This is a genomic window from Pseudomonas sp. PA-7-1E (assembly GCF_021605325.1).
In the GTDB taxonomy this organism is placed as follows: domain Bacteria; phylum Pseudomonadota; class Gammaproteobacteria; order Pseudomonadales; family Pseudomonadaceae; genus Aquipseudomonas; species Aquipseudomonas fluorescens_BV.
In genome coordinates this window covers 29,664-52,518 of record NZ_WKFA01000014.1, presented here as the reverse complement: position 1 = coordinate 52,518, position 22,855 = coordinate 29,664, and the positions used below count along the sequence as shown (strand labels likewise).

Here is a 22,855-nt window from a genome sequence, read left to right as displayed (position 1 = left end):
TGAAGCATCGTCAAGTTTTGAAACAATTTCGCAGATGAGTGGTGGGATGTGGCTTGAGTAAAGCGGGTTTTAGGGTAGGCATCAGCAAATCGCTGATATTCGCCATACGACAAACAAAATGTGGGAGCTGGCTTGCCTGCGAAAGCGGTGGTTCAGTTGAATATTCAGTGACTGACACGCCGCCTTCGCGGGCAAGCCCGCTCCCACATTAGGTCAGCGTCAGCATTTTTTGCTCCATCGCCACACGCTCCAGACTTTTAAAATCTCCGACGCAGCGATCAATCCAGCCATTGCCAGTACGTTGTAATGCGGGAAAACTCGAGCGCCAATCAACAGGAGCGAAACGGACGGAATAATGTGCACAAGTCGTAAGGGGGTTTGAAAAAAGACAAGCCACCTGACTGATTTTTTCTGAAGAAAAAACATGGCACAGGATGCGAAAATTGAGGCCTGTAAAACCAACCAACGCCCCCATAAACATGACAATTTGCACATCACTGTGCTCTCGCAAAACATCTGAGGCGCTTATCACATCACTCAGATACGGAATTCCTTTTTTTCAGACGCCTCATCTGGCGTGACTGGATGACCTCTTACTCGCCCATCAACCTCAAGCTCTCCTCCTCAATAAACCCAAACACCTCTTCCGCCACACTGTACTGAAACTGCTTACGCCGATGCTTGGAAAGCTTCCCACCGTTATCCAGGCACATCATCACCAGCTTCGACAGATCGCTGCCGCGCACGTCGTAGCGTTGGTTCACCGCTTTGATCACTTGGTCATAACGGTCGAGGAATTCGGTTTCTTCGCGCAGTTCCACTTCCAGTGCGCGGCGGGCCATTTGCAGGGTGAATTCGACGCAGCGGGTCGCATCCCAGTAGCGATAGATCGAGGGGTGGCCGATGAAGTCGAACGCCATGTGGTCGGCGTCCAGCCAGGTGACGTTCCAGAATTCCCGAGTCGGCTGGGAGAAGGTCTTGAGTGCCTCCAGATAGGCTTGTTCCTCGTGCTTCATGGCGACAGAGACCGGTAGCAGCAAACCATTTTCCAGTGCGCCGTAGTGGCAGAGCGTCTGGTGAATCAGGAAGCGAGACAGGCGCCCATTACCGTCCATGAACGGGTGCAGGAAGACGAAACCAAAAGCGGTGACCGCGGCCGCCACTAAAGGATCGACGTCTCGCACGGGCTGGTTGGCGAAGGCCATCAGCTCTTCCATCAATTCCTGGCAAAGCGCGGGAGCTGGCGGCACGTAGCTCACACCGGCTGCGCCGCGTAGCCCGTTGTGCAGATGGTTCTGTTCGTGGCGAAACGCGACGGCTTTGTCAAACGAATTGGAGATGGTGCTGTTTTGCAGCTCGACCAAGTAGACCTCGGTGAGCAACCGGCCTTCGTGGGCCTGGCGCAGGAGTTGGACGAAGCGGCGGGATTTTTCTTCGCTGGGTTGTTCTTTTTCGATGGCAAATGAATCGCGGGTTTCGTGCAGGTATGCCCACTGGATGGCGCGGTCCATCATTTCGGGAGGGAGGGTGGCCATGAAGGATTTGGCACGAGCCAATACATCAAGCGCCAACAACGCTTCCAGCTCAGGCGTTCGCTCTACGGTGGCGCAATAATGCAAAGAGCCCAAACCGTTGAAATCCACTCGCCAACGACTGTTGCGAATGCTCGGGCCGGTTACATAGCGCTGGGGATCGAACAAGGGAACAACGCGACCACGAACAGGAAGGGTGTGATCCAGCATTTTCCCGGTAAAGCCTTCCCACAGAAAACAGGCTTTTCGGATAAACGCACCGTTAGGCGAGTCGGCCAGCGCGTCCAAAAACGGTTCTGGGCCGAGCTGTTCAAACACCTGAGCAAGTATCGCCAGGTTCACGCCTTCATGCTTAAGCGCAAATAACACATGCTCAAACAGCGCATGTTGGGCGGGCGCCACCGAATGGGGAACTGCCAGGCAGTCGCCGATCAAGGTAATCCTCGTCACCGGCTTGATCATCGCAGTCCTCAAGGGTGCGATAACCTTTAGATCCAGCGCCTCACACAGATGAGCGTATCCGACTGTTGGCATGGCGAGCTTTCCAGAAAAAATTCACTTAGGCGATTAAAGCCCAGTTTTTTTTACCGCTCACCATTTTTTTTTACATACTCGCCCTTATTTGGATATTTTTTTACACCTTTCGCCCACTCCGCAACATCAAGTTCAACTCATCCACCACCACCGCCCAATCCGCATCATCCAGAATCTCTTCACGCAAAAATGCCTTCTGGGCGTCGCTCCAAAAAAACGCATCCGCCAGTTTCAACTCCGGCTTGAGCGGCGAATGAGAGGCGACAAATTGCTCGATACTGACCGGGTCGTGCGGCAAGCCAAGCTGTTTGAACAAAGCCGGTAGGCTGTGCACTGGCGATTCCATGGAGGGTTCCTCATAAGTAGGTTGAAGTGAGTCTAGCGGCAGCCTTCAGGTTGCGGCGCCGGTGCGTTGCATAGCACGAACAACCGCGCCCTGGCGCCACCGCCGTCCTGGCGACTGAGTTCGTGCCAACTGGTGGGCAGCGGCGCGAATTCATCCGGGGCTTCGTTGCTGCTGATCAACCATACCCGTCGCGTTTGAGCAGGCAGTGCTGAGAGGCGGTCCAGATAGATGCGGCCACCGTCCTGGTCCACCAGTGTGCCGAAACCATAGGCGTTCGGGCGAGTGGCAGTCCCGTCGGGTTTGGGGGGGGTGTAGAGCTGAAGTTGCGCGTCGGTCTGGTCGTAATACACGTAGCTGAGGTACCACATCATGTCGCTGAGGACGATGCGGTCGCCTTCCTGGTAGTTGCGATTGACGAACTCCACCGGCACGTTGAACTGGTCGTGTTCATCCACCTCGAAGTTGTTTTTTAACCCCAGCAGTTCTACGCCAACAAACAGTGCGAACAACGCCACGCCCAGCCAGGACAAACGGGACGGCAAACGGTCGATGGCAAGCGCCAGGACTATCGGCAGGCCTAACGCATACACCGTGAGGTAGCGCTCGATAAACACGGGCGAGATAAAGGACACGCCATAGACCAGCAGCAGCGGTAGCAGGCAAAACAGTGCCGGTAGGCGCGCCGCGTTATTGCGCCAGGCCGTCGATACAACCACCACGGCCAGCAGCAGGGGTAACAGCCAGAACAGCGGCGGCCACAGGCCGAGACCGTCATCCTGCAACAGGAACTGCCAGACCATCGACGGTAGCGACAGCAGATTGACCGGCTCTTCCCAACCAATGTCGCCGCCGACTTTGAGCTGTTCGACGTGCTGCACCAGGTCCAGCAGGTTGGGCAGCCAGGGTAGATACAGCAACACTATCGCCACGTTGGCGACCCACCAGGCAGGTCGCGTGATCAAGCGCTGACCCGGCGCCTGCAACCCCAGGTACGCCCAATGCACCAGCACGCACAGCGCAGTGAAGTAGTGGGTATAGAAGCCGGCGCTCATCAGCAGCACATACACAGCCAAATAGCGCGCGCGTTCGGGCTGCCTCACCCAGTACACCAGCGCCAGCGTGGCGCCCAGTAGCCACACGCCGAGCAGCGAATACATACGCACTTCCTGGCTGTAGCGCACCGCAGTGGGCATTAGAACCAGCAGGATCCCCGCCAGCACGGCTGCGCGTCGGGTGGACAGTTGCCGTGTCAGCCAGATGCCCAGGCCCACGACGGCCACGCCGGGGATCGCACTCAGGCTGCGAATTGAGCCGATGCTGTCGCCGAACACCTCGATCCAACCGCGCAGCAGCAAGAAGTACAGCGGCGGGTGCACATCATGGGCCGCGTGAAACCACAGGTCGGCCAGGGCGTATTCGCTGAGCAACAGGCTGGAGCCTTCGTCGCCCCAGATCGCCGCCGAGGTGAGGTGGTAAAACCGCAGGGCCATGGCCAGCGCCAGGATCGGCACCCACCACAGGCGGCTGAGCCAGCCGGCACCTTCCCAGCTCAAGCGATGAAAGGCAGGCAATGCCCCGTCTTTTTCGTGTTGCTCTACCACAGACCGACGCATATCGACTCCGCTACTACTGCCCCTCTTACAGGACAAACACTACGCATGCGCAAACACCGCCACTCTAGGCCAAAAGCCCTGGCCTCGCTGCTGGAATCGGACAAATCAGCAATTTGTGTAGGCCTTCACCGAAGCACTCGCCGGATCAGGCTATTATTGCCCCTTCTCCAAGGACTCAGGATCAAGGAAACGTTATGCGTATCGGTTTGCTGTCACCTCTGGCCCTGGCCCTGCTGGCCGGTTTTTCCCTACCGGCCCAGGCCAGTTCTGACGACTCGTGCTACCCCGACTGGCGGGTATCGCGTGACAGCTACGAGCCGTGCAGCAACCAGCCGTTTCTCAGCCCTGGCAACGACAGCCGAGTGAACCTGCGCCTGTTGCTGGCCGACAAAAAAGCAGCACCCCTGGCCCCCAATGCCTTGGGCGAAGACGATTTGGCGCAAGGGTTCGGCCCGGTGCCGTTTCCGGTGTACCGCCTGGTGCCGGCTCCGGCCACGAATGAGGAGCCTGACAACAAGGCTGACGATTCACGCACAGCCGAACTCGACACTTTGCTCCAGCCCCTGGGTATCAAGCGCGAGGAGTACAAGACCGCAGGCCAGGCCTTCCTGAATGGCGAAGGCAGCCGTTGCCGCAGCAATGACGATGACAGCGCCACGGCGTTTATCAGCCAGGTGATCAAGGCCCAGATGCCGCCCGCCGAGCGCGATGTGTTGGTCAAAGCACGCCTGCAATTACTGAGCACCTGTGACTGGAGCCGCCAGGTGGTGGACGCGCAGCTGACCCCGTCGGCCAATGCTCAGTTGTTTCGTACCTACTTGCAGGCCGCCGGCGATTTCTACAGCGGGCGCTTCGATTACGCCGAGCGCGGGTTCGCCGCCGCCGCCACCAGCGATGTGCCGTGGCTGAAGGAAACGGCGCTGTACATGACTGCGCGTACGTCGCTGAATCAGGCCCAGGCCGAAGCCTTCGACGAATACGGCATGCCGCAGCGCGAGCATGTGGATAAGTCGGCCCTGAGCGATGCCGAGCAAGGCTTTCTCGGTTACCTGAAAACTTACCCACAGGGCGATTACGTCGCCTCCGCCCGTGGGCTCTTGCGCCGTGTGCACTGGCTGGCGAACGACGATGCCAAGCTTGCCGAAGACTTCACCTGGCAATTCACCGAGGCCACCGACGCCCAGCGCAATGTGAGCGTGGACGAACTGGTGGAAGAGGCCGACCTCAAGTTACTGATGGTCGGCAACAAAGCCGCGAACAGCCCGATGCTGCAAGTGGTCAGCGACCTGATGGCGATGCGGGCCCACACCCCGCCGCTGTTGAGCCGCGAAGACCTGGATAAGCAAAAGAGCACCTTCGCCACTGAGCCCGCGCTGTTTGACTTCCTGCAAGCCAGCTATGCCCTGTACGTCGAGCACCAACCCGACACGGCCTTGAAGCACCTGCCTGCGGATGTGCCATCGAGCCTGGATTACTTCGCCTTCAGCCAACAGACCCTGCGCGCCCTCGCCCTGGAGGCCAAGCAGGACTGGAAAGGCGCCGAAGCCCTGTGGCTGCAACTGCTGCCGCTGGCCAAGCAACCGCTGCAACGTGACCAGCTGGAGCTGGCATTGGCCATGAACTACGAGCGCAGCGGCCAACTGGCCAAGGTGTTCGCCGCCGACTCACCGATCAGCGCCAAGCAAGTGCGCTACATCCTGCTGCGCAACGTCGCCGGCCCCGACCTGCTACGCCAGCAGATCGCCAACGCCAGCGACCCGATCGAGCGTCAGAGCGCGCAATTCGTGCTCCTCTACAAAGACCTGCTGCGCGGCCAGTACGCCACCTTCGCCGATGACCTCAAGCAGGCCTCGCTCTCTGACGACAAACTCGGCACCAGCCTGGGCTACACCTATACCAGCGGCCAGACCTTGAAGCTGTTCCAATGGAACGGCGACAAGGCCGAATCTGGGTACGCGTGCCCAAGCATCGCGCAAACCGCGGCGACCCTGCAGAACGAGGCCAAAAACCCGCATGCGTTGAACTGCTTCGGGGAATTCATCCTGCGCAACGGCCTGGACGGCATGCCGTTGGAACAACCCCGCGCCGCCGGCAGCCTGGGCAGTACCGACTCGGACTTCAAGGGTGAAACCTTCTCGCGCCTCGACGGCTACAAACAGGTGATCGCCAACGCCAAGGCGCCGAAAACCGACAAGGCCTATGCGTTGTTCCGCGCCATCAACTGCTACGCGCCGGCCGGCTACAACAGCTGCGGCGGCGAAGACGTTGCGCCGGCAGTGCGCAAAGCCTGGTTCCGCCAACTCAAGAGCGGTTTTGCCGATACCCAGTGGGGCAAATCGCTGCAGTACTACTGGTGAAATCGCTGTGGCTAGGCTTGCTGTTGCTGGCAAGCCCGGTTTTTGGCGCCGTTGACGCAGGCGACTACGACGCCTTCTGGCTGTGGAGTGGCGTCACGCCCCAGCCGGTCATCAAGCAGGCAAAAACCCTGTACATCCTGCAAGGCCAGATCAACGCCACGCGCCGCGCACCCCAGTGCGGTGTACAACTGATCGCCCAGGGCATGAGCGTGCCGCGCATTACTCAAGGCGACGTCTGGGTGGTGTACCGCGCCCACACCCTGCGCTGGCCGGAACGGGTCTACACCCAGGTGCTGGGCCAGGTGCAACGCTGGCGTGACGCCGGCAACCCGGTGGTCGGTATCCAGATCGACTTCGATGCCCGCACCCAATACCTGCACGAATACGCCGACTTCCTGCGCGACCTGCGCCAACGCCTGCCCGCCGACCTGCGCCTGAGCATCACCGGGCTGATGGACTGGAGCAGCAACGCCGACCCGGCCGCCATCGCCCAGCTCAAAGGCGTGGTGGATGAAGTGGTGGTGCAGACGTATCAGGGGCGGCACAGCATCCCTGACTATGCCGCGTATTTGCCGCGGATGAATCGGCTGGGCGTGCCGTTCAAGATTGGCTTGATTCAGGGCGGGGAGTGGCAAGAGCCGGGGTATCTGCGGGGCAATGAGTGGTTTCGGGGGTATGTGGTGTTTTTGCAGAATCTTTGAAGTTTGGTAACACCTGTAGGAGCGAGCTTGCTCGCGAAAAACGTCAACGACAACGCGTGTTTCCTGATTGAACGCGGCGCCTGTGAGTTTTTCGCGAGCAAGCTCGCTCCTACAAAAAGCCTTGGCATCGAGCCGATTTTTTGCAGGTAGCCCTAGAGACTTGGATGATATAAGTTACCTCTACTGTTTTAAAGAGTGATATATCATGCAAGAAACAGCGAAGCCCTACCCCCACAAAGGGTACATCTCAGAGAGAAGCGCTGAACTGATGAGAGGTATCGGCAACGGTATCGAAATAGCCCGCATTCGTCGTCGGTTGAAAATCTCCACCATATGCAGCCGGGCGGGCATTACACGGCAGACGTATCAGCGGCTGAGACAGGGCGAGGCCGGCGTATCCCTCGGCGTGCTGATGAACGTGCTGAGCGCGATGGACTTGGAAGAAAGCATGGCGAGCATCGCGTCACCAGAGCTTGACCAGGTTGGGATTACCATGAGCCTCGCCCGTGAGCCTGAGCGAATTCGCACTGAAGGAGAACACGATGTCCTGGAAGCCGATTGGTAATGCCTTTGTTTTTTCAGCTCACTTAGTCGGTGACCCGGTCCCTGTTGGCGAAGTGGCCATGCATGGGAATGGATTCGTTTTTCGCTACGCCAACAGTTGGCTCGCACGGCCCGACGCATTTGCGATTGACCCGCTGAGTTTGCCACTGACCCCTAACCAGTATTCCTCGACGCGCATGTTTGGTGTGCTCGACGATGCAACGCCCGATAATTGGGGTCGGCGTGTTCTGCTGGCGACCCACAAACAGCATCCACAAAACGAAGTTGAATGGCTGCTTGCCTCGCGGGGAGCAGGAGTGGGTTGCCTGCTGTTCAGTGCGTCAAGAAGTCAGCTGCCAACCCTGCACCAACCCCCGCAATTTGAAGACCTTGAGAAAATCATGGTGGGCCTTGATCGAGTCGAGAAGGGTGACGTCGACCTGCCTGCGGAAATCGCACGGTTATTCGAGTTTGGGAGTTCCATGGGCGGCGCCAGGCCGAAGGTCACCGTGACCCATGAAGGCAAGGAATGGATAGCTAAACTCGGCCGTAGCGACGATGTGTTCGACCAGCCACGGGCGGAATTCGCCAGCCTTCAAATGGCGGATGCAGCAGGTCTACCCGCAGCCAAGCACAAGTTGGTAGAGGTCGCAGGCAAACCGGTGTTGATGGTCGAGCGTTTTGACCGACATGAAGCCGCTGGTCGCGAGCACTATGTCAGCTGCAACTCTCTGGTAAGCACTGAGAAGCCGAGAATGCGGGTTGATGCGGCTGACGGTGCCGTTTCCTACTCCAGGATCGCCGACGTATTGAAGAAGGTCAGCGACGATGCCACCTTTGACATGCGTGAGCTTTACAAGCGTATGGCTTTCAATGTGCTCATCGGCAATAGCGACGACCACCTGAAACAAACCGGGCTACTGCTGACCAGCGCCTCGGGCTATTCCCTTGCGCCAGTATTTGACGTGTTGCCCCACCCTACCCAACTAGGCTTGCAGGCGCTCATCATCGGCAATGAAGGCCGGTTATCGTCTGTCAGTAATTTGCTGAGTACGCCTGAACGCTTTGGGTTGGGGGCCGATGAAGCAAGGTCCATCGTCACGGATATGTATGCCGTCGTGCGAGAAGCCTCCGGTTTTTTCGAAGCGGCAGGCTGCAGCGGTGCCGAGGTACGCATGCTTTCCAATGTGTGTACACGATTTGCAGCGGACCTGGTGTAGGGCGGCAACAGAGCGCACCCTTGAAGGGTGCGCGCCGCAGCAAATATCACCTAAACGCTAAGTTACCAATCGTAGGTCAGGCTCGACACCACCGTGCGTCCTTCCCCGTAGTAGCAATCCAGATCACTGGTGCACTGCGAGACGTAGGTCTTGTTGCTGAGGTTCTGCACGTTCATCGCCAGCTTCACGCCCTTGAGCTTGAGCGGCGAGGCGCCCAGGTCGTAGCTTAGGCTTGCATCGTAGACACTGTAGGACGGCACGTTGAAGGCGCCTTCGTAGTAGTCGCCCAGGCTTTGACGGGCGTAACGCACGCCAAGCCCTGCACCCAGCCCCGCCAAGGGCGTGTCGCCGAGCACGGTGTAGTTGACCCACATCGAGGCGGTGAGTGGGGAGATGCCGGCCGGGTGGCGACCTTGGCGGCCATCGTTGTCCTTGGTGTATTTGACGTCATTGCGCGCAGCCGAGGCGACCACGTCCCAGGCATCACTCAAGACGGCCTTGGCTTCCAGTTCAACACCTCGCGAGCGCAGGGCGCCGCTTTGGGTGCTGAAGGTGGTGTCCACCGGGTTGGTGGTCAGCACGTTTTCCTGATCCAGTTGATAAACAGAGGCCTGGATGAAGCTCTTCTGGCCCGGCGGCTGGAACTTCACGCCGACTTCGTACTGTTTGCCGGTGGAGGGTTCGAAGGGTTTTCGGTTCGCATCAGTGCCGGCCAGCGGCAGGAAGGATTCCGAATAGCTGACGAAGGGCGACACGCCGTTATCGAACAGGTACACCAGGCCCGCACGGCCGGTGAATGCCTGGTCTTTGCTGGCAAAGCGGGTGTCCTGTATCGGCTCCTTGTTCACCACATTCGCCCAGTCATAGCGGCCACCGAGTACCAGCACCCATTTATCCAGCTTGATCTGGTCCTGCAGATACAGGCCGGTCTGGGTAATGGTGCGGTCCCAGCGGTACGGTTGGCCGAAGTTCAAGGGCTGGCCGTACACCGGTTTGAACAGGTCGATGATCGGCGGGTTGCGGTCATACAGGCCATGGAACTGCGAGTTGGAATGGTAGTAGTCCAGGCCAACGATGAAGGTGTGGGACAGTGCGCCCGTGTCGAATTCAGCCTGGGCGATGCTGTCCACGCCGAACACTTTGTTGGTCTGCGACCAGTCCACGCCGAAACGTTGCAGGTAGCGTTGGTCCTGCACGCCGGTGTTGGGGTTGGCGACGAAGCGGTAGCCGTGCAGCGGCGCGGTGTAGCGGTCGTCGACCTCGGCGTAACGGGCGTTTTGCTTGAGGGTCCAGATGTCGTTGAGGCGATGGGAAACTTCGTAGCCCAGCACGTATTGCTCGCGGTTGTACTGGTTGACGCCCGGCTCGCCGATAAACACATCGCGCTTGATCTTGCCGTTGGGGTTGTCCCACAGCGTGCCGGACGCCGGCAGGCCTTGGGCTTCGGGCACGCCTTTATCTTTCTGGTACTGGGCGAACAGGGTCAGGCTGGTGTCGTCGTTGGGGCGCCAGGTGAGGCTGGGGGCGATGAACTGGCGCTTGTTTTCGACGTAGTTGATTTCGTCTTGCGCATCATTCGCCAGGCCGGTCAGGCGGTAGAGAAACTGCCCCTCCTCGTCCAGCGGGCCGCCCAGGTCGATGGCCGCGCTTTTGTGTTCGTAGGTGCCGGCTTCCAGTACCACTTGGTGTATCGGCGTTTCGCTGGGGCGCTTGCTGACCATATTGACGATACCGCCCGGCTGGTTCTGGCCGTAAAGTACGGACGCCGGGCCCTTCAGCACCTCGATGCGCTCCAGGGAATACGGCTCGATCTGCAACGCGCCACCTGTGCTGCCGCCGCCATAAGGCAGGTGCAGCCCGTCCAGGTACAGCGGCGTGGGCGAGAAGCCGCGTGACGTCGGCTCATCGAACAATTTGACTCGGTCGGCAAAACCACCAGCGCTCATACCTGGGGTGTAGAGCAACGCCTGGGTGACACTCTGGGCGCCACGCGCCTTGATCTCGGCGGCGGTGATCACGTTGATGGTCTGGGGGATTTCTACCAGCGCCGAGTCGGTCTTGCTGCCCGAGGCGCTGCGCTTGGCGACAATACCGTCCACCGGGCCCCAGGCGCTTTCCTGCTCCTGCCGGCCACTTATCTGGGTCGCGCCCAACTGCAAGGCTCCGTCGCCGGAAAGGGCCTGCAACGACCAACCGCCCTGGGATTGCACCGCCGCCAAACCACTGCCCGCCAGCAAGCGCTGCAATCCCGAACCTACACCGTAACGCCCTTTCAAGCCGGCGCTGCGCTTGCCGTCGGTGAGCGATGCGTCAACCGACAGCAAGATGCCTGAGGCACTGGCGAAACGGTTCAACGCCTGGTCGAGGCTGCCCGCCGGAATGTCATAGCTGCGCAGCGCTTCGGTGCTTTCTTCGGCTTGAACCATGCTCGGCAGTACCGGAGCCGTTGCCAGCAGGCCGGCAAACAGGCCACGACGCAGCGCGCGGGCCAAAGGTTGGATTGGGTGGTGCGACATGGCAGGACTCCCCGTGAGAACGCTTCTTGATTGGCTTTCAAGAGGTATCCCGAACGGGCCGCAGAAACCGACAAGCCCTGTACAAAGTATTTTCAGACCCGCGCCTTGATCGTTACCCAGTAACGGGTCACCGCCTGCACGTGCACGGGCAATGAACGCTCCAAGGCCGCCAGGATCGCGTCGGTGTCGTTCAGCGGGAACACGCCGGTCAACAGCAGGTTCGACACCGCCTGATCACAGCGCAACAGGCCCGGGCGGTAGCGACTCAGTTGCGCCACGAACTCACCCAACGGCTGACGTTCGGCAACCAGACGATGCTCGGTCCAACTGCTGGCATTGGCGCTCACTGCCGGCAACGCGGTGCTTTGGCGTGCGTTGAACCACAGGCTGTCCCCTGCCTGCATATGCACCGGCGTGCCCTGCAACGGCGTGACCCGCAGGCGACCTTCGTACAAATCCACACGGCTGCCGTCGGGCAATTCACGTACCGCAAAGCGCGTGCCCAACGCCTGTACATCACCGGCAGGCGTTTCGACGATCAGCGGGCGCGAGGCATCGTGGCCGCTGGTCAGCAAGACCTCGCCACGGATCAGCCGAATACGTCGTTCGGTAGCGCTGAAACGCAGGTCTACGGCGCTGTCACTGTTAAGGTCCAGTTGCGTGCCGTCGCTCAAGGTCATATGGCGAATTTCGCCCGTGGCGGTACGCAGCTCTGCAAAGGCCGCCTGCCAGGGCTCGCTGCGTTGCACCAGATAGCCGCTGCCACCGGCCACCAACAACAGGCCGAGCAATTTGAGCGCGGCGCGGCGCTGGGTATCCGGGGTGTCGCGCAATACGGCGCGAGCGCTGTCGGCGGGTACGCCGCCAAGGGTGTGTTGCAGCTGCTGCAAGCGCTGCCAGGCGCGGCGGTGTTCCGGGTCAGCGGCCTGCCAGCGGGCGAACGCCTGGCGCTGCTCGCCCTTGAGCTCGCCGCCCCATTGCAGCATCAACCACTCGCTGGCTTGCTCGACAATCGCAGGGGCGATGGGCGCGTCGCGCTTCATTCTTCGTACACCACCTGGTAGCAGGCGACGATGGCCCGGGTCATGTACTTCTGCACCGAGCTGACGGTGACGCCCAGGCGCTCGGCGATTTGCGCATAGCTCAAGCCTTCGAACTGCGACAGCAAAAACGCACGGCGCACATTGTCGGGCATGCGATCGAGCATGGCGTCGATCTGCATCAGGGTTTCGAGGATCAGCGCGCGGGTTTCCAGGGACGGCGACTCGGGCTCGGGCAGGTGCGCGATGCTTTCCAGGTACGCACGCTCGATGCGCAGGCGGCGCCATTGGTCGATCACCAGGTTGCGGGCGATCTGCGCCAAGTAGCTGCGGCTTTCTTTGTCACCCGGGAAGCGCCCGGCCACCAGCAGGCGCAGGAAGGTGTCCTGAGCCACATCGGCGGCCTGTTCCCGGTCGCCCAGACGCTTGCGCAACCAGCCTTGCAGCCAGCCATGATGGTCGCGGTACAGGATGTGAAGCTGTTGCTGGCCGTCAGTCGCGATGCCCATGAAAAGCTCAGAAGTGTTATTGAGAGCAATTATCATTACATCTTATTTGGCGACTGACAAAAACTCTTTCTCGCTCAGCGCACAGCGGTCTGCAACGGGTACACCGACTCCCACCCTCCTCCCAGCGCTTTGTACAGCCCGACCATGGCCAACGACACGCCGGTGGAGCTTTCCACCCACTGCTCCTGCGTCGCCAGCAATGCGCTTTGCACGGTGAGTACGTTGACGAAATCCGCCACGCCTTCGACGTACTGATGTTGCGCAGTGGTCAGTGCGATCTGGTTCTGGCGCACCGCTTCGGCCAGGCTGTCGCGACGCAGTTGGCTGGCGTTGTAGCGGGACAGTTGATCATCGATTTCATGCCAGGCGCGTAGCACGGTTTGCTGGTAGGCCAGCGCCGCTTCCTGTTGCTGGGCTTCACGCAAATCGACCATGCCTTGCAGGCGCCCGCCGTTGAACAGCGGTAGGCTCAATTGCGGGCCGAAGGCAAAGGCACGGGAACCCCAGGAGCCGAAATCCGAGAGTTGCATGGCTTGGGAGCCCAGGCTGCCAGACAGGGTGATACGTGGGTAAAAGTCGCCCTTGGCCACGCCGATGCTGGCAGTGGCGGCGTGCAAGCGAGCCTCTGCCTGACGGATGTCTGGGCGGCGCTCGGCGAGTTCCGATGGCAGGCCGATCGCGACCTGGCGCTGTGTTTGCGGCACAGGGGCGTCTTTGGACAGCTGCGCGTACAGCGCCTGGGGTGGCTCGCCCATCAGCAGGCTCAGGGCGTTGATCAACTGGTCCTGACGCTGCTGCAGATCCGGCAGGCGCGCTTCGATAGCCGCGACCTGGGCGGCGGCTTCGGCCACGTCCAAGTCGGTCGCCACGCCGTCGGCCAACCGCAATTGCGAGAGCTTGAGGCTGTGGCGCGCAACGTCGAGGTTTTGCTCGGTGACAGCGCGGGTGTTTTGGACGCCGCGCAGTTGGATGTAGTCCTGGGCGGTCTCGGCCAGTACCGACAACAACACGGCGCGACGGTCGTTTTCGGCGACTTCCAGGGTGGCGTCGGCGGCTTCGGTTTCGCGCTTGACCCGGCCCCAGAAGTCCAGTTCCCAGGCGGCCGAAAAGCCCATGTCCCATTGGTTGAAGGCTGCGCGGCCATTTTCGCCGGAAGGGTCGTTCAAGCCTTTGCCGCTGTTGCGCTTGCGCTGGTAACCGCCGCCCGCATCGACATTCGGGTAGCGCTCGGCGGTGGTTACCTGACGTACCGCGCGGCTCTGTTGCAGGCGGCTGCTGGCCAACTTCAGGTCGAGGTTATCGCTGAGGGCGCGGCGTGTCAGGGCTGAGAGCTGCGCGTCGTGGAACACGTCCCACCAGCGCTCCTGCAAGGGATCGCTGACGGCACGGCTGGCAGCTTGTCGGCCCTGAGGTTCGCTCCATTGATTGATCTGCGGGCTCTCGGGCCGCTGGAAGTCGGGACCGACCGTGCAGGCACTCAGGCTGATCAGGCTCAAGGTGAGCCAGGCGAGGTGTTTCATTGCTGGGCCACCTCACGCTGTTGCGCGACCGGCCGGGTGTCGACGCTGGCTTCCACCGACATGCCGACGCGCAAACGCTCGGTCAGTGGCTGGTTCGGTTCCAGGATGATCTTCACCGGAATACGCTGCACCACCTTGGTGAAGTTGCCGGTGGCGTTGTCGGGCTTGACCGAGGCGAAGGTCACCCCGGTGGCAGGCGCCAGGCTTTCCAGATGGCCTTTGAGCAGTTCGCCGTCAAGGCTGTCGACGCTGACTTGCACCGCTTGCCCCGCGTGCATATGCGACAGTTGGGTCTCTTGGAAATTGGCCACCACGTAGGCTTCGGCCAGTGGCACCACCGCGAGGATCTTGCTGCCCGGTGTCACATAGGCGCCGACCCGCACCGCACGCTCACCGACCATGCCATCCACCGGTGCGACAATGCGCGTGTAAGACAGCTGATAACTGGCCATTTCCAGCGCGGCCTGGGCGCGTTTGAGCCCACCTTCGGCGGCGTCGCGCTGGGCGGTGAGGATTTCCACCTGCTTGCGTTCGGCGGCCAGCACGGCGGTGGATTTGGCCAGGCGCGCGGTAGCCTGGTCGATGCGGGTCTTGGCTTGCTGGGCGTTCTGCACGGTGCCCGCACCGACGCCAGCGAGGTGGTTATAGCGATTCAGTTCATGCTCGGCAAACGCCACTTCTGCGCGATCTGCTGCCACGGTGGCCTGGGCCTGGGCGATCACCGAGCTTTGGCGCTCCAGGGTCGCGCTGGCGTTTTTCAGCTGGGCCTGGGCGACCAGGGTGTCGGCATCGGCGGCCTGGGCGGCGGCGCGAAAATCGCGGTCGTCGATCAACGCCAACAGTTGGCCAGCCTTGACGCGCTGGTTGTCTTCTACCAGCACTTCCTTGATGAAGCCTGCCACCCGCGGCGCCACCAGAGTGAAGTCGGCGGCGACAAAGGCGTCGTTGGTGGTCTGGTGCTTGCTGCCCAGTACGCCCGGCGCAATCAGGTAAACCAGCACGCCGACGGCAAATACAGCAATAACGGAGACGGCAATTTTGTCTTTGCGTTTCATGGAAAGTCCTTGAGGTCAGGCCGGAGCGCGAGGCGGATAGATCCGCGTGGGCATCCAGAAAATCAGCAGGATCAACGCCACCGCGACACCGGCCATGACGACGTAAAGATCCGAAGAGGTCAGCACCACGGTCTGCTCGTGCAAGCGGTGGGCGAGGCCCGGCGCGTCAGCGTCGGCCAGGGGCGAATTGCCCAGGCGGTCCACCAACATGGTTGAATGGAAATGCCCGCGCTGGGTGGTCAATGTATCCAGCACCGCAGTGGCGATCACAGCAGCCAGGCCTTTGACGGTATTGAACCAGGCCGAGGCAAACGGCCCTTCGATGGGCTGGATACTGCCGGTGGACAGCATCAGCAGCGGCAGCACGGCCATCGGCTGACCGAAAATCTGCAGCAGGTACCAGCCATAAAAGTCGTCACGAATCCACGCCGAGGTCAGGTGCGAGCTGCCGATGCAGCACAGCACCAACATGCTCAGGCCAATGCCCAGCACCCAGCGGCAATCGACCCAGCGCAGGTTGCACAGCGCCGCCACCAGCGGCAGCGCAATCAACTGTGGCAGCGCCATCAGCAGCATCACCGGCGCAGTTTGCAGCGGCCGGTAGCCCTGGACCTGGGCGAGGAAACTCGACGGGATGATGATCACCGAGGTCAGCACCATCAGCACGCCGGCCAGCACGATCAGGGCGAAGGCCAGGTTGCGCAGGCCGAGCATCTGCAGGTTGAAGAAGGGCAGCGGCTGTGACCATTCGTTGAGCATGAACAGCACCAGCAACAATGTGCCGCCACACAGCAGGAAGGTAATCAGGCCCGATTCGAACCAGTCCAGGCGATTGCCCTGCAACAAGCCGATCACCAGCATGCAAATCGCCGGAAAGCCCAATAGCAGGCCACGCCAGTTGAACTGCTTGAAGCGCTCCAGGCGCAGCGGGTCTTGTGGCAAACCGTAGGCCACGGCCGCCATGGCCAGCAGGCACGGCGCGACGATCTGCCAGAACGCCCACTGCCAGCCGACGTATTCGGTCCACAACGCCGCCAGCGGCGTGCCCAGGCTGGGCCCGAAGGTGGCGGTCAGTGCGTAACCGGCCAACCCGTACAACTTGACGTTGGCCGGCAAAAAACGCAGCGCCACGGTCATCAGCATCGGCGGCAGCGCGCCACCGGCCAGGCCTTGCACGGTACGCAGCAGCAGCAGGCTTTCGTAGTTCGGCGCAAACGGGCAAAGGATGCCCAGCACGGTGAACAAACCGATAGCGCACAGGGTGAAGCGACGCAGGGAAAACGTCACCGAACACCACGGCGCGAAGGCCATGGCTGCCACGGAGGTGGCGGTATAGGCGGCGACCAACCACGTGCCTTCATCAAAACCGATGTACAGCGCGCCACGGATATCGGCGAGAGCAACCTTGGTGACCATCTCGTTGAGACCGGAGACCAGCACCGCCAGCAACACGCCGAGCAAGCCGATGATGATGCGCGGGCCGAACACGGGTGGGCTCGGGGCCGTAGGTTTGGCTGCGGCCTGGAGGACGGGGGCAGCGAGGGACGTCATGAACAGGTAACTCGGAATGAGAAATACCCGAGCAGTTTAATCAGGCACTCTCATGACAAAAAGTTACTTGTTGGCAGGTTATAAGTGCGCCAGGCGCAACTTTGAACATCAATACTGAACCCTGTGGGAGCTGGCTTGCCTGCGATAGCGCCAGTTCAGTAAGAGATTCAGTGACTGACACGCCGCCTTCGCAGGCAAGCCAGCTCCCACATTCATCCGCGTTCGCTTTATACCGGCTGGGCTTCTAGCCAGGTGGCATGACAGCTTTCGCGCATGGTTTCACGCAGCCATTTGTGCGCCGGGTCTTTGTCGAAACGTGGGTGCCAGGATTGGGCCAAGACCAGGGTTGGCAGTGGAATCGGCAAGGTAAATGCACGCAGTGGCAGGTTCAGACGCTTGGCGCTCAGGAGGGCTTCCTTGGGCACCGGCAGCAGCAGGTCGGAATCGGGCAGCATGAACATCGCACCGTGAAAGCCTGGGGCGATCATGGCCACACGGCGCTCCAGGCCTTGGGCATTCAACGCTGTATCGATGGGCCCACGGGCGATGCCGCGCCGGGAGATGCTGATGTGGGAGTAGCTGGCAAAGCGTGCCGCCGTGATTTCTTCGTCGAACAGCGGGTGGTCTTGTCGTGCCAGGCCGACAAAGGTGGTGGAGAAGAGGTTCTGCACCTTCACTTCCGGGCTGGCAGGCATGGTGTTGCTCACCCGCAAGTCCAACCGCCCTTCGCGCAGGGCTTCATCGTCAGTGTCGCCTTCGGGCACAAAGCGCAGCTCACACAACGGCGCCACACGCTCCATGGTGTCGAACAGTCGCCCGCCATACACGCCGATGAAAAAGTCATTGGCGCGCACGCTGAAGCGGCGGCGCAAGGTGCTCAAATCGACTTGGTCCGCCGAACGGAACAGCAACGCAGCCTGCTCCACCACATTGCGCACCTGGCCTTGCAGCTCGAGCGCCTTGGGCGTCGGCACCAGGCCACGGCCGGCACGCACCAGGATCGGGTCACCGACCGCTTCACGGATACGCGTGAGGGTGCGGCTCATGGCGGCCGGGCTGAGGTTCATCCGCCGCGCGGCGCCCACCACACTGCCCTCGTCGAGCAACGCGTCGAGGGCGACCAGCAGGTTCATGTCCGGTAGTTGCATGCCAAGCACTCGTAATCGGTTGGGAGTGAACTGGGCGCAATCCTAGCAGGCTTTATCGGGTTAGAACGGCGCGTCACCCTGAATCGTGGTGCGGTACAACTTGCGACGCAGGTGGCTTGGGCAACCAGCGGCCAAGTGGATCAGCGAGCGGTTGTCCCAGAACACCAGGTCGTGGGGCTGCCACTGATGACGGTAGATATTTTCCGGCAGCACGCTGTAGGCATAGAGCTGGGCCAGTAGGTCACGGCTTTCGTCATCGGGCAAGCCGACGATACGGGTGGTGAAGCCCTCGCTGACGAACAGCGCCTTACGGCCGTTTTCCGGGTGGGTGCGCACAACGGGGTGCACCACTTCGGCAACCTGGGCGAGCTGTTCGGGGGTAAGGGTTGGGCGCCAGTTGCCTTCGAATTTGGTCTCGCTGTAGCGCGCCGTGTAGGAATGCGCGGCGCTGCGGCCTTCGACCGCGTTGCGCAGGTGACCTGGCAAGTGCTCCCAGGCTTTGTGCATATCGGCGAACAGAGTGTCGCCGCCTTCAGATGGCAGTTCCTGGGCATGCAGCATCGAACCCAGGCTGGGCAGTTCTTTGTATGAGAGGTCCGAATGCCAGAACTTGCCTGCATCCCCCAGGCCGATGGATTGGCCGTTCTCGATGATGTTGGAAACGATCAGGATCTCGGGGTGGTTGGCCAACAGGAACTGCTTGAGCACATGGATCTGCAACACGCCGAAACGGCGGCTGAAGGCGATCTGTTGTTCGGGGGTGATGCGTTGGTCGCGGAACACGATGACGTGGTAGTCCAAGTGCGCGCGATGGATGCGGGCGAAGTCCTGCTCGTTGACTGGGCGGGATAAGTCCAGGCCGATGATCTCGGCGCCGACACTGCCGGGGAAGGGGTGGATGTCGAAGGTTTGGAGGGCGGTGGTGGCAGACATTTGATTCATTCCCGGCGGACAGGGGAGTGAATTTATAGGCATAAGGATGGAAGCTTAAATACCGTTAGCGCATATGGATATGGCGTTTGGTTTGAGGTTCAGGGGCATGCTGATGGCCTCATCCGGAGCAAGCCCCCTCTCACATTTTGATTTGTGAACACATTCAAATGTGGGAGCTGGCTTGCCTGCGATGAGGTCGGTACATATAGGAGCCGAAGATCAACGCTCGTGCAACGCCTCGGCCCGTGCCTTGATGATCGGCTTGAGCAGGTAGCTGAGGATGCTTTTCTTGCCGGTGATGATATCCACCGAAGCAACCATGCCAGGGATGATCAGCAGCGGCTTCTCATCGGTGCCCAAGTGGCTGCGGTCGGTGCGCAGAGTGATCATGTAGTAGGTGGTCTTCTTGTCTTCATCCGTGATGGTGTCGGCGCCGATGCGTTCGAGCTTGGCCTTCAGGCCACCGTAGACCGTGTAGTCGTAAGCGGTGAACTTGACCACCGCTTCCTGCCCTGGGTGCAGGAAGGCGATGTCTTGCGGGCGGATCTTGGCCTCTACCAGTAGGGTGTCGTCCAGCGGCACGATTTCAACCATATCGCTGCCCGGCTGGATCACACCGCCAACGGTGTTGACCAGCAACTGCTTGACGATCCCGCGCACGGGCGAGGTGACCAGGGTGCGGCTGACCCGGTCTTCCAGCGCGCGGCCGGTGGACTCGGCCTTGTTCAGTTCAGTACGGGCTTCGTTGAGTTGGGTCAGGGCTTCGCTGCGGAATTTGCCGCGGGTTTCATCGATCTTGCGTTGCACTTCCTTGATCGCCGATTCAGCACGCGGGATCGCCAGGGTGGTAGCGTCCAACTGTCCGCGGGTTTCCATTTCGGCGCGCTTGAGGCGCAGCACTTCTACCGGCGACACCGCGCCCTGGGCCACCAGCGGCTCGGACATGTTGATTTCCTGGCGTTGCAGGGACAACTGGCTGCGGTATTGGCCCTGCTTGGAGGTGAACTCGCGCAGTTCCTGTTGGCGTTGCACGAGTTGTTCCTGCAAGCCGCCGACTTCGTCTTTCAACTGCTGGCGGCGGCTTTCGTACAAGGAGCGCTCGTTGGCGGCCTGGCTCGGCGCGGCCTTGAGCACCTCGTCAGGGATGTTCAGCGGGCGGTCATCCACCTGGGCGCTCAAACGCTCGACACGCAGTTGCATGGCCAGGCGCAGGGCTTCGGTTTCCCCGGCGTTGGAGACAAACCGCGTGTCGTCGAGACGAATCAACGGCGCGCCAGCCTCTACGATCTGGCCTTCCTTGACGTACAGCTCGGCGACGATGCCGCCTTCAAGGTTCTGGATTTTCTGCAGCTTGGACGACGGAATCGCCTTGCCGTCGCCACGGGTCACTTCGTCGATCTGGGAGAAACCGGCCCACACCACCAGAAATACAAAGAACGCGATGATTGCCCAGATGGTCAGGCGGATGACCCGTGGCGCATCTTCGATCAGCGCCTTGTTGACCTCGGGCAGCGGCTGGCCCTGCAGCGAATCGGAGCCTTTGAAGTAGCGGCCGACCGCACTCTTGATGGAGTTAAGCAACACTGATCTGCCCCTTCTTCAACGCTTCCATGACCACGGCTTTCGGGCCGTCCGCGAGAATCTGCCCACGGTCGACCACCAGCAGGCGATCAACCAGGGAGAGCAGTGAGGCTCGGTGCGTGACCAGCACCACGGTCTTGTTTTGCACCACGGCTTGCAGGCGTTGCTTCAAGCGTTCTTCACCGGTGTTGTCCATGGCGCTGGTGGGTTCGTCCAGCAGCAGCATGGGCGGGTTGAGCAGCAGCGCACGGGCCAGTGCAACGTTCTGGCGCTGGCCGCCGGACAGGTTCTGCCCACGCTCGCCGACTTGCAGCTCGTAGCCTTGGGGATGCAGGCGGGCAAATTCGTGCACGCCAGCCAGTTCGGCGGCTTGCAGGACCATTTCATCCTCGACGTAGCGCGCACCGCTGACTAGGTTGTCGCGCAGGGTGCCGGCCAGCAATTGAATGTCTTGGGCGACATAGCCGATGTTGTGGCGCAGTTCGCTCACGTCGATCTGGCGCACGTCCACGCCGTCCACCAGCAAGGAGCCGGAGTCGGGTTGGTAAAGGCCAACGATCAGCTTGGCCAGGGAGCTTTTGCCCGAGCCGCTGCGGCCGATGATGCCGATTTTTTCCCCTGGCTTGATCACCAGGTTGATGTTTTTCAGCGCCAGGTTCTGCTGGTTCGGGTAAGTGAAGTTCAGGCCCCGGCACTCGATGGCGCCTTGCAGGGTGCGCCGGCTCATGGGGCGCTCTTCGAAGTTGCGCTCCTGGGGCAGCTCCATCATCTGGTCCACCGAGGTCATGGTGACCTTGGCTTGCTGATAGCGCGTCAGCAGGCCCGACAGCGAGGCCAGCGGGCTCAAGGCGCGACCACTGAGCATGTAGCAGGCAATCAGGCCGCCCATGCTGAGGTTGCCGTCGATGATCTGGTACACGCCGAACACGATCATGATCACGCCGGCCAGTTGCTGGATCAGCAGGGTCATGTTCATCGACAGGCCCGACAGCAACTTCACCCGCAGCTCAAGCCGGCTCAGGGTGCCGATGGTCTGTTCCCAGCCGTACTGACGCTCGCTCTCGGCATTGTTGACCTTGACCGCATCGAGCCCGGCGAGGGTTTCGATCAGGCTCGACTGGCGCTCGGCGGCCAGCGCCATCGTGCGTTCCATGGTTGCGACCAAGGGCTTCTGCAAGGCGTAGCCGATGCCCAAGGCGAGCGGGAACGCCAACACTGGAATCCACACCAGGTGCCCGCCGAGAATGGCGATGACCAGGAAGATCAGCAGCGTAAACGGCAGGTCGATCAGGCTGGTGAGGGTCAGCGACGCGAGGAAGTCGCGCAGGCTTTGAAACTCGTGGATGTTCTGCGCGAAGCTGCCGACCCGCGCCGGGCGGTATTTCATGGACATGCCGACGATGCGCTCGAACAGCGTGGCCGAGATGATCAGGTCGGTCTTTTTACCGGCCAGGTCCAGGCACAGGCTGCGCAGGCTTTTGAGGATCAGGTCGAACAGGTAGGCACCGCAGATGCCCACGGCCAGCACCCACAGGGTGGCGGTGGCCTGGTTCGGCACAACGCGGTCGTAAACGTTCATCACGAACAGCGGCGCGGCCATGGCGATGATGTTGATCAGGAAGCTGGCGGCGATGGCGTCGGTGTAGAGCCAGCGTGAACGCATGAGGGTGTCACGGAACCACGAGCGCGCCCGCGGAATCAGGCTGCCGTGGTTGACGTCGAACTTGTGCTGCGGCTGTGCAAAGAAGACTTTGCCGATGTAGTCGTCGGCCAGTGCTTCGCGCTTGATCAGCACTTCACCGCCGTCGCTTTCGCTGAGCAGGATCCGCGCTTCATCTTCGCCCTTCCAGCCCACCAGCACGGTACTGCGACCGTCCTTGAGCAACAGCAGCGCCGGCAGTGCAATGGTCGGGATCTGTTCCAACTTGTGTTGCAGCAGCCGGCCTTGCAACCCGGCCCGCGCAGCGGCACGCGGTAGCAGTTCGGCACTCAAGCGTTGCGAAGGCAGCGGCAGGCCGGTGGTGAGCATGGCCGCACTGGCCGGTTTTTGATGCAGGGCGCAGAGCGCCAACAACCCGTCAAGTAACGGGTCGTCGTGCAGTGCGCGTGGATCATGACTGAGATGAACTCGACTGACTTCAGGTTCCACGCGGGGC

Annotated in this window: 18 protein-coding genes; 4 read left to right on the top strand and 14 right to left on the bottom strand. The window is 61.0% G+C overall.

The annotated features are described in order from the left end of the window. Positions 1–208 precede the first annotated feature (208 nt). The 4 genes from GIW79_RS11905 to GIW79_RS11890 form a co-directional block, all read right to left on the bottom strand. Complete coding sequence (locus GIW79_RS11905) at positions 209–493, bottom strand: hypothetical protein (protein WP_125919887.1); 285 nt, start codon at positions 491–493, stop codon at positions 209–211. Positions 494–593: 100 nt separating this feature from the next. Beyond that, on the bottom strand, positions 594–2,066 hold the full coding sequence (locus GIW79_RS11900) for a Fic family protein (protein WP_127880572.1): 1,473 nt from the start codon (positions 2,064–2,066) through the stop codon (positions 594–596). Positions 2,067–2,166: 100 nt separating this feature from the next. Then, on the bottom strand, positions 2,167–2,412 hold the full coding sequence (locus GIW79_RS11895) for a DUF2789 domain-containing protein (protein ID WP_236454129.1): 246 nt from the start codon (positions 2,410–2,412) through the stop codon (positions 2,167–2,169). 32 nt (positions 2,413–2,444) lie between these two features. After that, a complete protein-coding gene (locus GIW79_RS11890; RefSeq protein ID WP_054896849.1) occupies positions 2,445–4,025 on the bottom strand; it encodes a glycosyltransferase family 39 protein in 1,581 nt (526 codons plus the stop codon). A gap of 194 nt (positions 4,026–4,219) precedes the next feature. On the opposite strand from GIW79_RS11890, the gene GIW79_RS11885 reads away from it, so the two are divergent. From GIW79_RS11885 to GIW79_RS11870, 4 genes are all read left to right on the top strand, one after another. After that, entirely contained in the window at positions 4,220–6,382 is a 2,163-nt protein-coding gene (locus GIW79_RS11885; RefSeq protein ID WP_236454132.1) for an outer membrane assembly lipoprotein YfiO, read from the top strand. Beyond that, the gene (locus GIW79_RS11880; protein WP_236454135.1) at positions 6,379–7,083 is read left to right on the top strand and encodes a DUF3142 domain-containing protein; all 705 of its coding nucleotides are present in this window, start codon (positions 6,379–6,381) and stop codon (positions 7,081–7,083) included. The genes GIW79_RS11885 and GIW79_RS11880 overlap by 4 nt, the downstream gene beginning before the upstream one ends. A gap of 205 nt (positions 7,084–7,288) precedes the next feature. After that, entirely contained in the window at positions 7,289–7,648 is a 360-nt protein-coding gene (locus tag GIW79_RS11875) for a helix-turn-helix domain-containing protein (protein WP_047712283.1), read from the top strand. Beyond that, positions 7,626–8,846: a type II toxin-antitoxin system HipA family toxin gene (locus GIW79_RS11870; RefSeq protein ID WP_081089471.1), complete on the top strand. Its 1,221-nt coding sequence runs from the start codon at positions 7,626–7,628 to the stop codon at positions 8,844–8,846. The genes GIW79_RS11875 and GIW79_RS11870 overlap by 23 nt, the downstream gene beginning before the upstream one ends. Before the next feature lie 62 nt (positions 8,847–8,908). On the opposite strand, the gene GIW79_RS11865 is transcribed toward GIW79_RS11870, so the two are convergent. From GIW79_RS11865 to GIW79_RS11820, 10 genes are all read right to left on the bottom strand, one after another. After that, positions 8,909–11,362, bottom strand: a complete 2,454-nt coding sequence (locus GIW79_RS11865; protein ID WP_054896851.1) for a TonB-dependent siderophore receptor — start codon at positions 11,360–11,362, stop codon at positions 8,909–8,911. 92 nt (positions 11,363–11,454) lie between these two features. Further along, complete coding sequence (locus tag GIW79_RS11860) at positions 11,455–12,405, bottom strand: FecR domain-containing protein (protein WP_198790408.1); 951 nt, start codon at positions 12,403–12,405, stop codon at positions 11,455–11,457. Next, positions 12,402–12,911 (bottom strand): sigma-70 family RNA polymerase sigma factor, encoded by a 510-nt coding sequence (locus GIW79_RS11855; RefSeq protein ID WP_019819531.1) that lies wholly within the window; start codon positions 12,909–12,911, stop codon positions 12,402–12,404. Before GIW79_RS11855 ends, GIW79_RS11860 begins: the two co-directional genes overlap by 4 nt. A 74-nt stretch (positions 12,912–12,985) precedes the next feature. Then, entirely contained in the window at positions 12,986–14,431 is a 1,446-nt protein-coding gene (locus GIW79_RS11850) for an efflux transporter outer membrane subunit (protein ID WP_089042749.1), read from the bottom strand. After that, positions 14,428–15,486 (bottom strand): HlyD family secretion protein, encoded by a 1,059-nt coding sequence (locus GIW79_RS11845; protein WP_236454138.1) that lies wholly within the window; start codon positions 15,484–15,486, stop codon positions 14,428–14,430. The genes GIW79_RS11850 and GIW79_RS11845 overlap by 4 nt, the downstream gene beginning before the upstream one ends. 15 nt (positions 15,487–15,501) lie before the next feature. After that, positions 15,502–17,037, bottom strand: coding sequence for an MFS transporter (locus GIW79_RS11840; protein ID WP_054922445.1), 1,536 nt, complete (start codon positions 17,035–17,037; stop codon positions 15,502–15,504). Positions 17,038–17,264: 227 nt separating this feature from the next. Then, entirely contained in the window at positions 17,265–18,185 is a 921-nt protein-coding gene (locus GIW79_RS11835; RefSeq protein ID WP_200584051.1) for a LysR family transcriptional regulator, read from the bottom strand. Positions 18,186–18,245: 60 nt separating this feature from the next. Further along, entirely contained in the window at positions 18,246–19,118 is an 873-nt protein-coding gene (locus tag GIW79_RS11830; protein WP_087149556.1) for a TauD/TfdA dioxygenase family protein, read from the bottom strand. 219 nt (positions 19,119–19,337) lie between these two features. Next, complete coding sequence (locus GIW79_RS11825; RefSeq protein ID WP_014716369.1) at positions 19,338–20,702, bottom strand: HlyD family type I secretion periplasmic adaptor subunit; 1,365 nt, start codon at positions 20,700–20,702, stop codon at positions 19,338–19,340. Further along, on the bottom strand, positions 20,692–22,848 hold the full coding sequence (locus GIW79_RS11820) for a type I secretion system permease/ATPase (protein WP_236454141.1): 2,157 nt from the start codon (positions 22,846–22,848) through the stop codon (positions 20,692–20,694). Before GIW79_RS11820 ends, GIW79_RS11825 begins: the two co-directional genes overlap by 11 nt. Between the last annotated feature and the right edge of the window lie 7 nt (positions 22,849–22,855).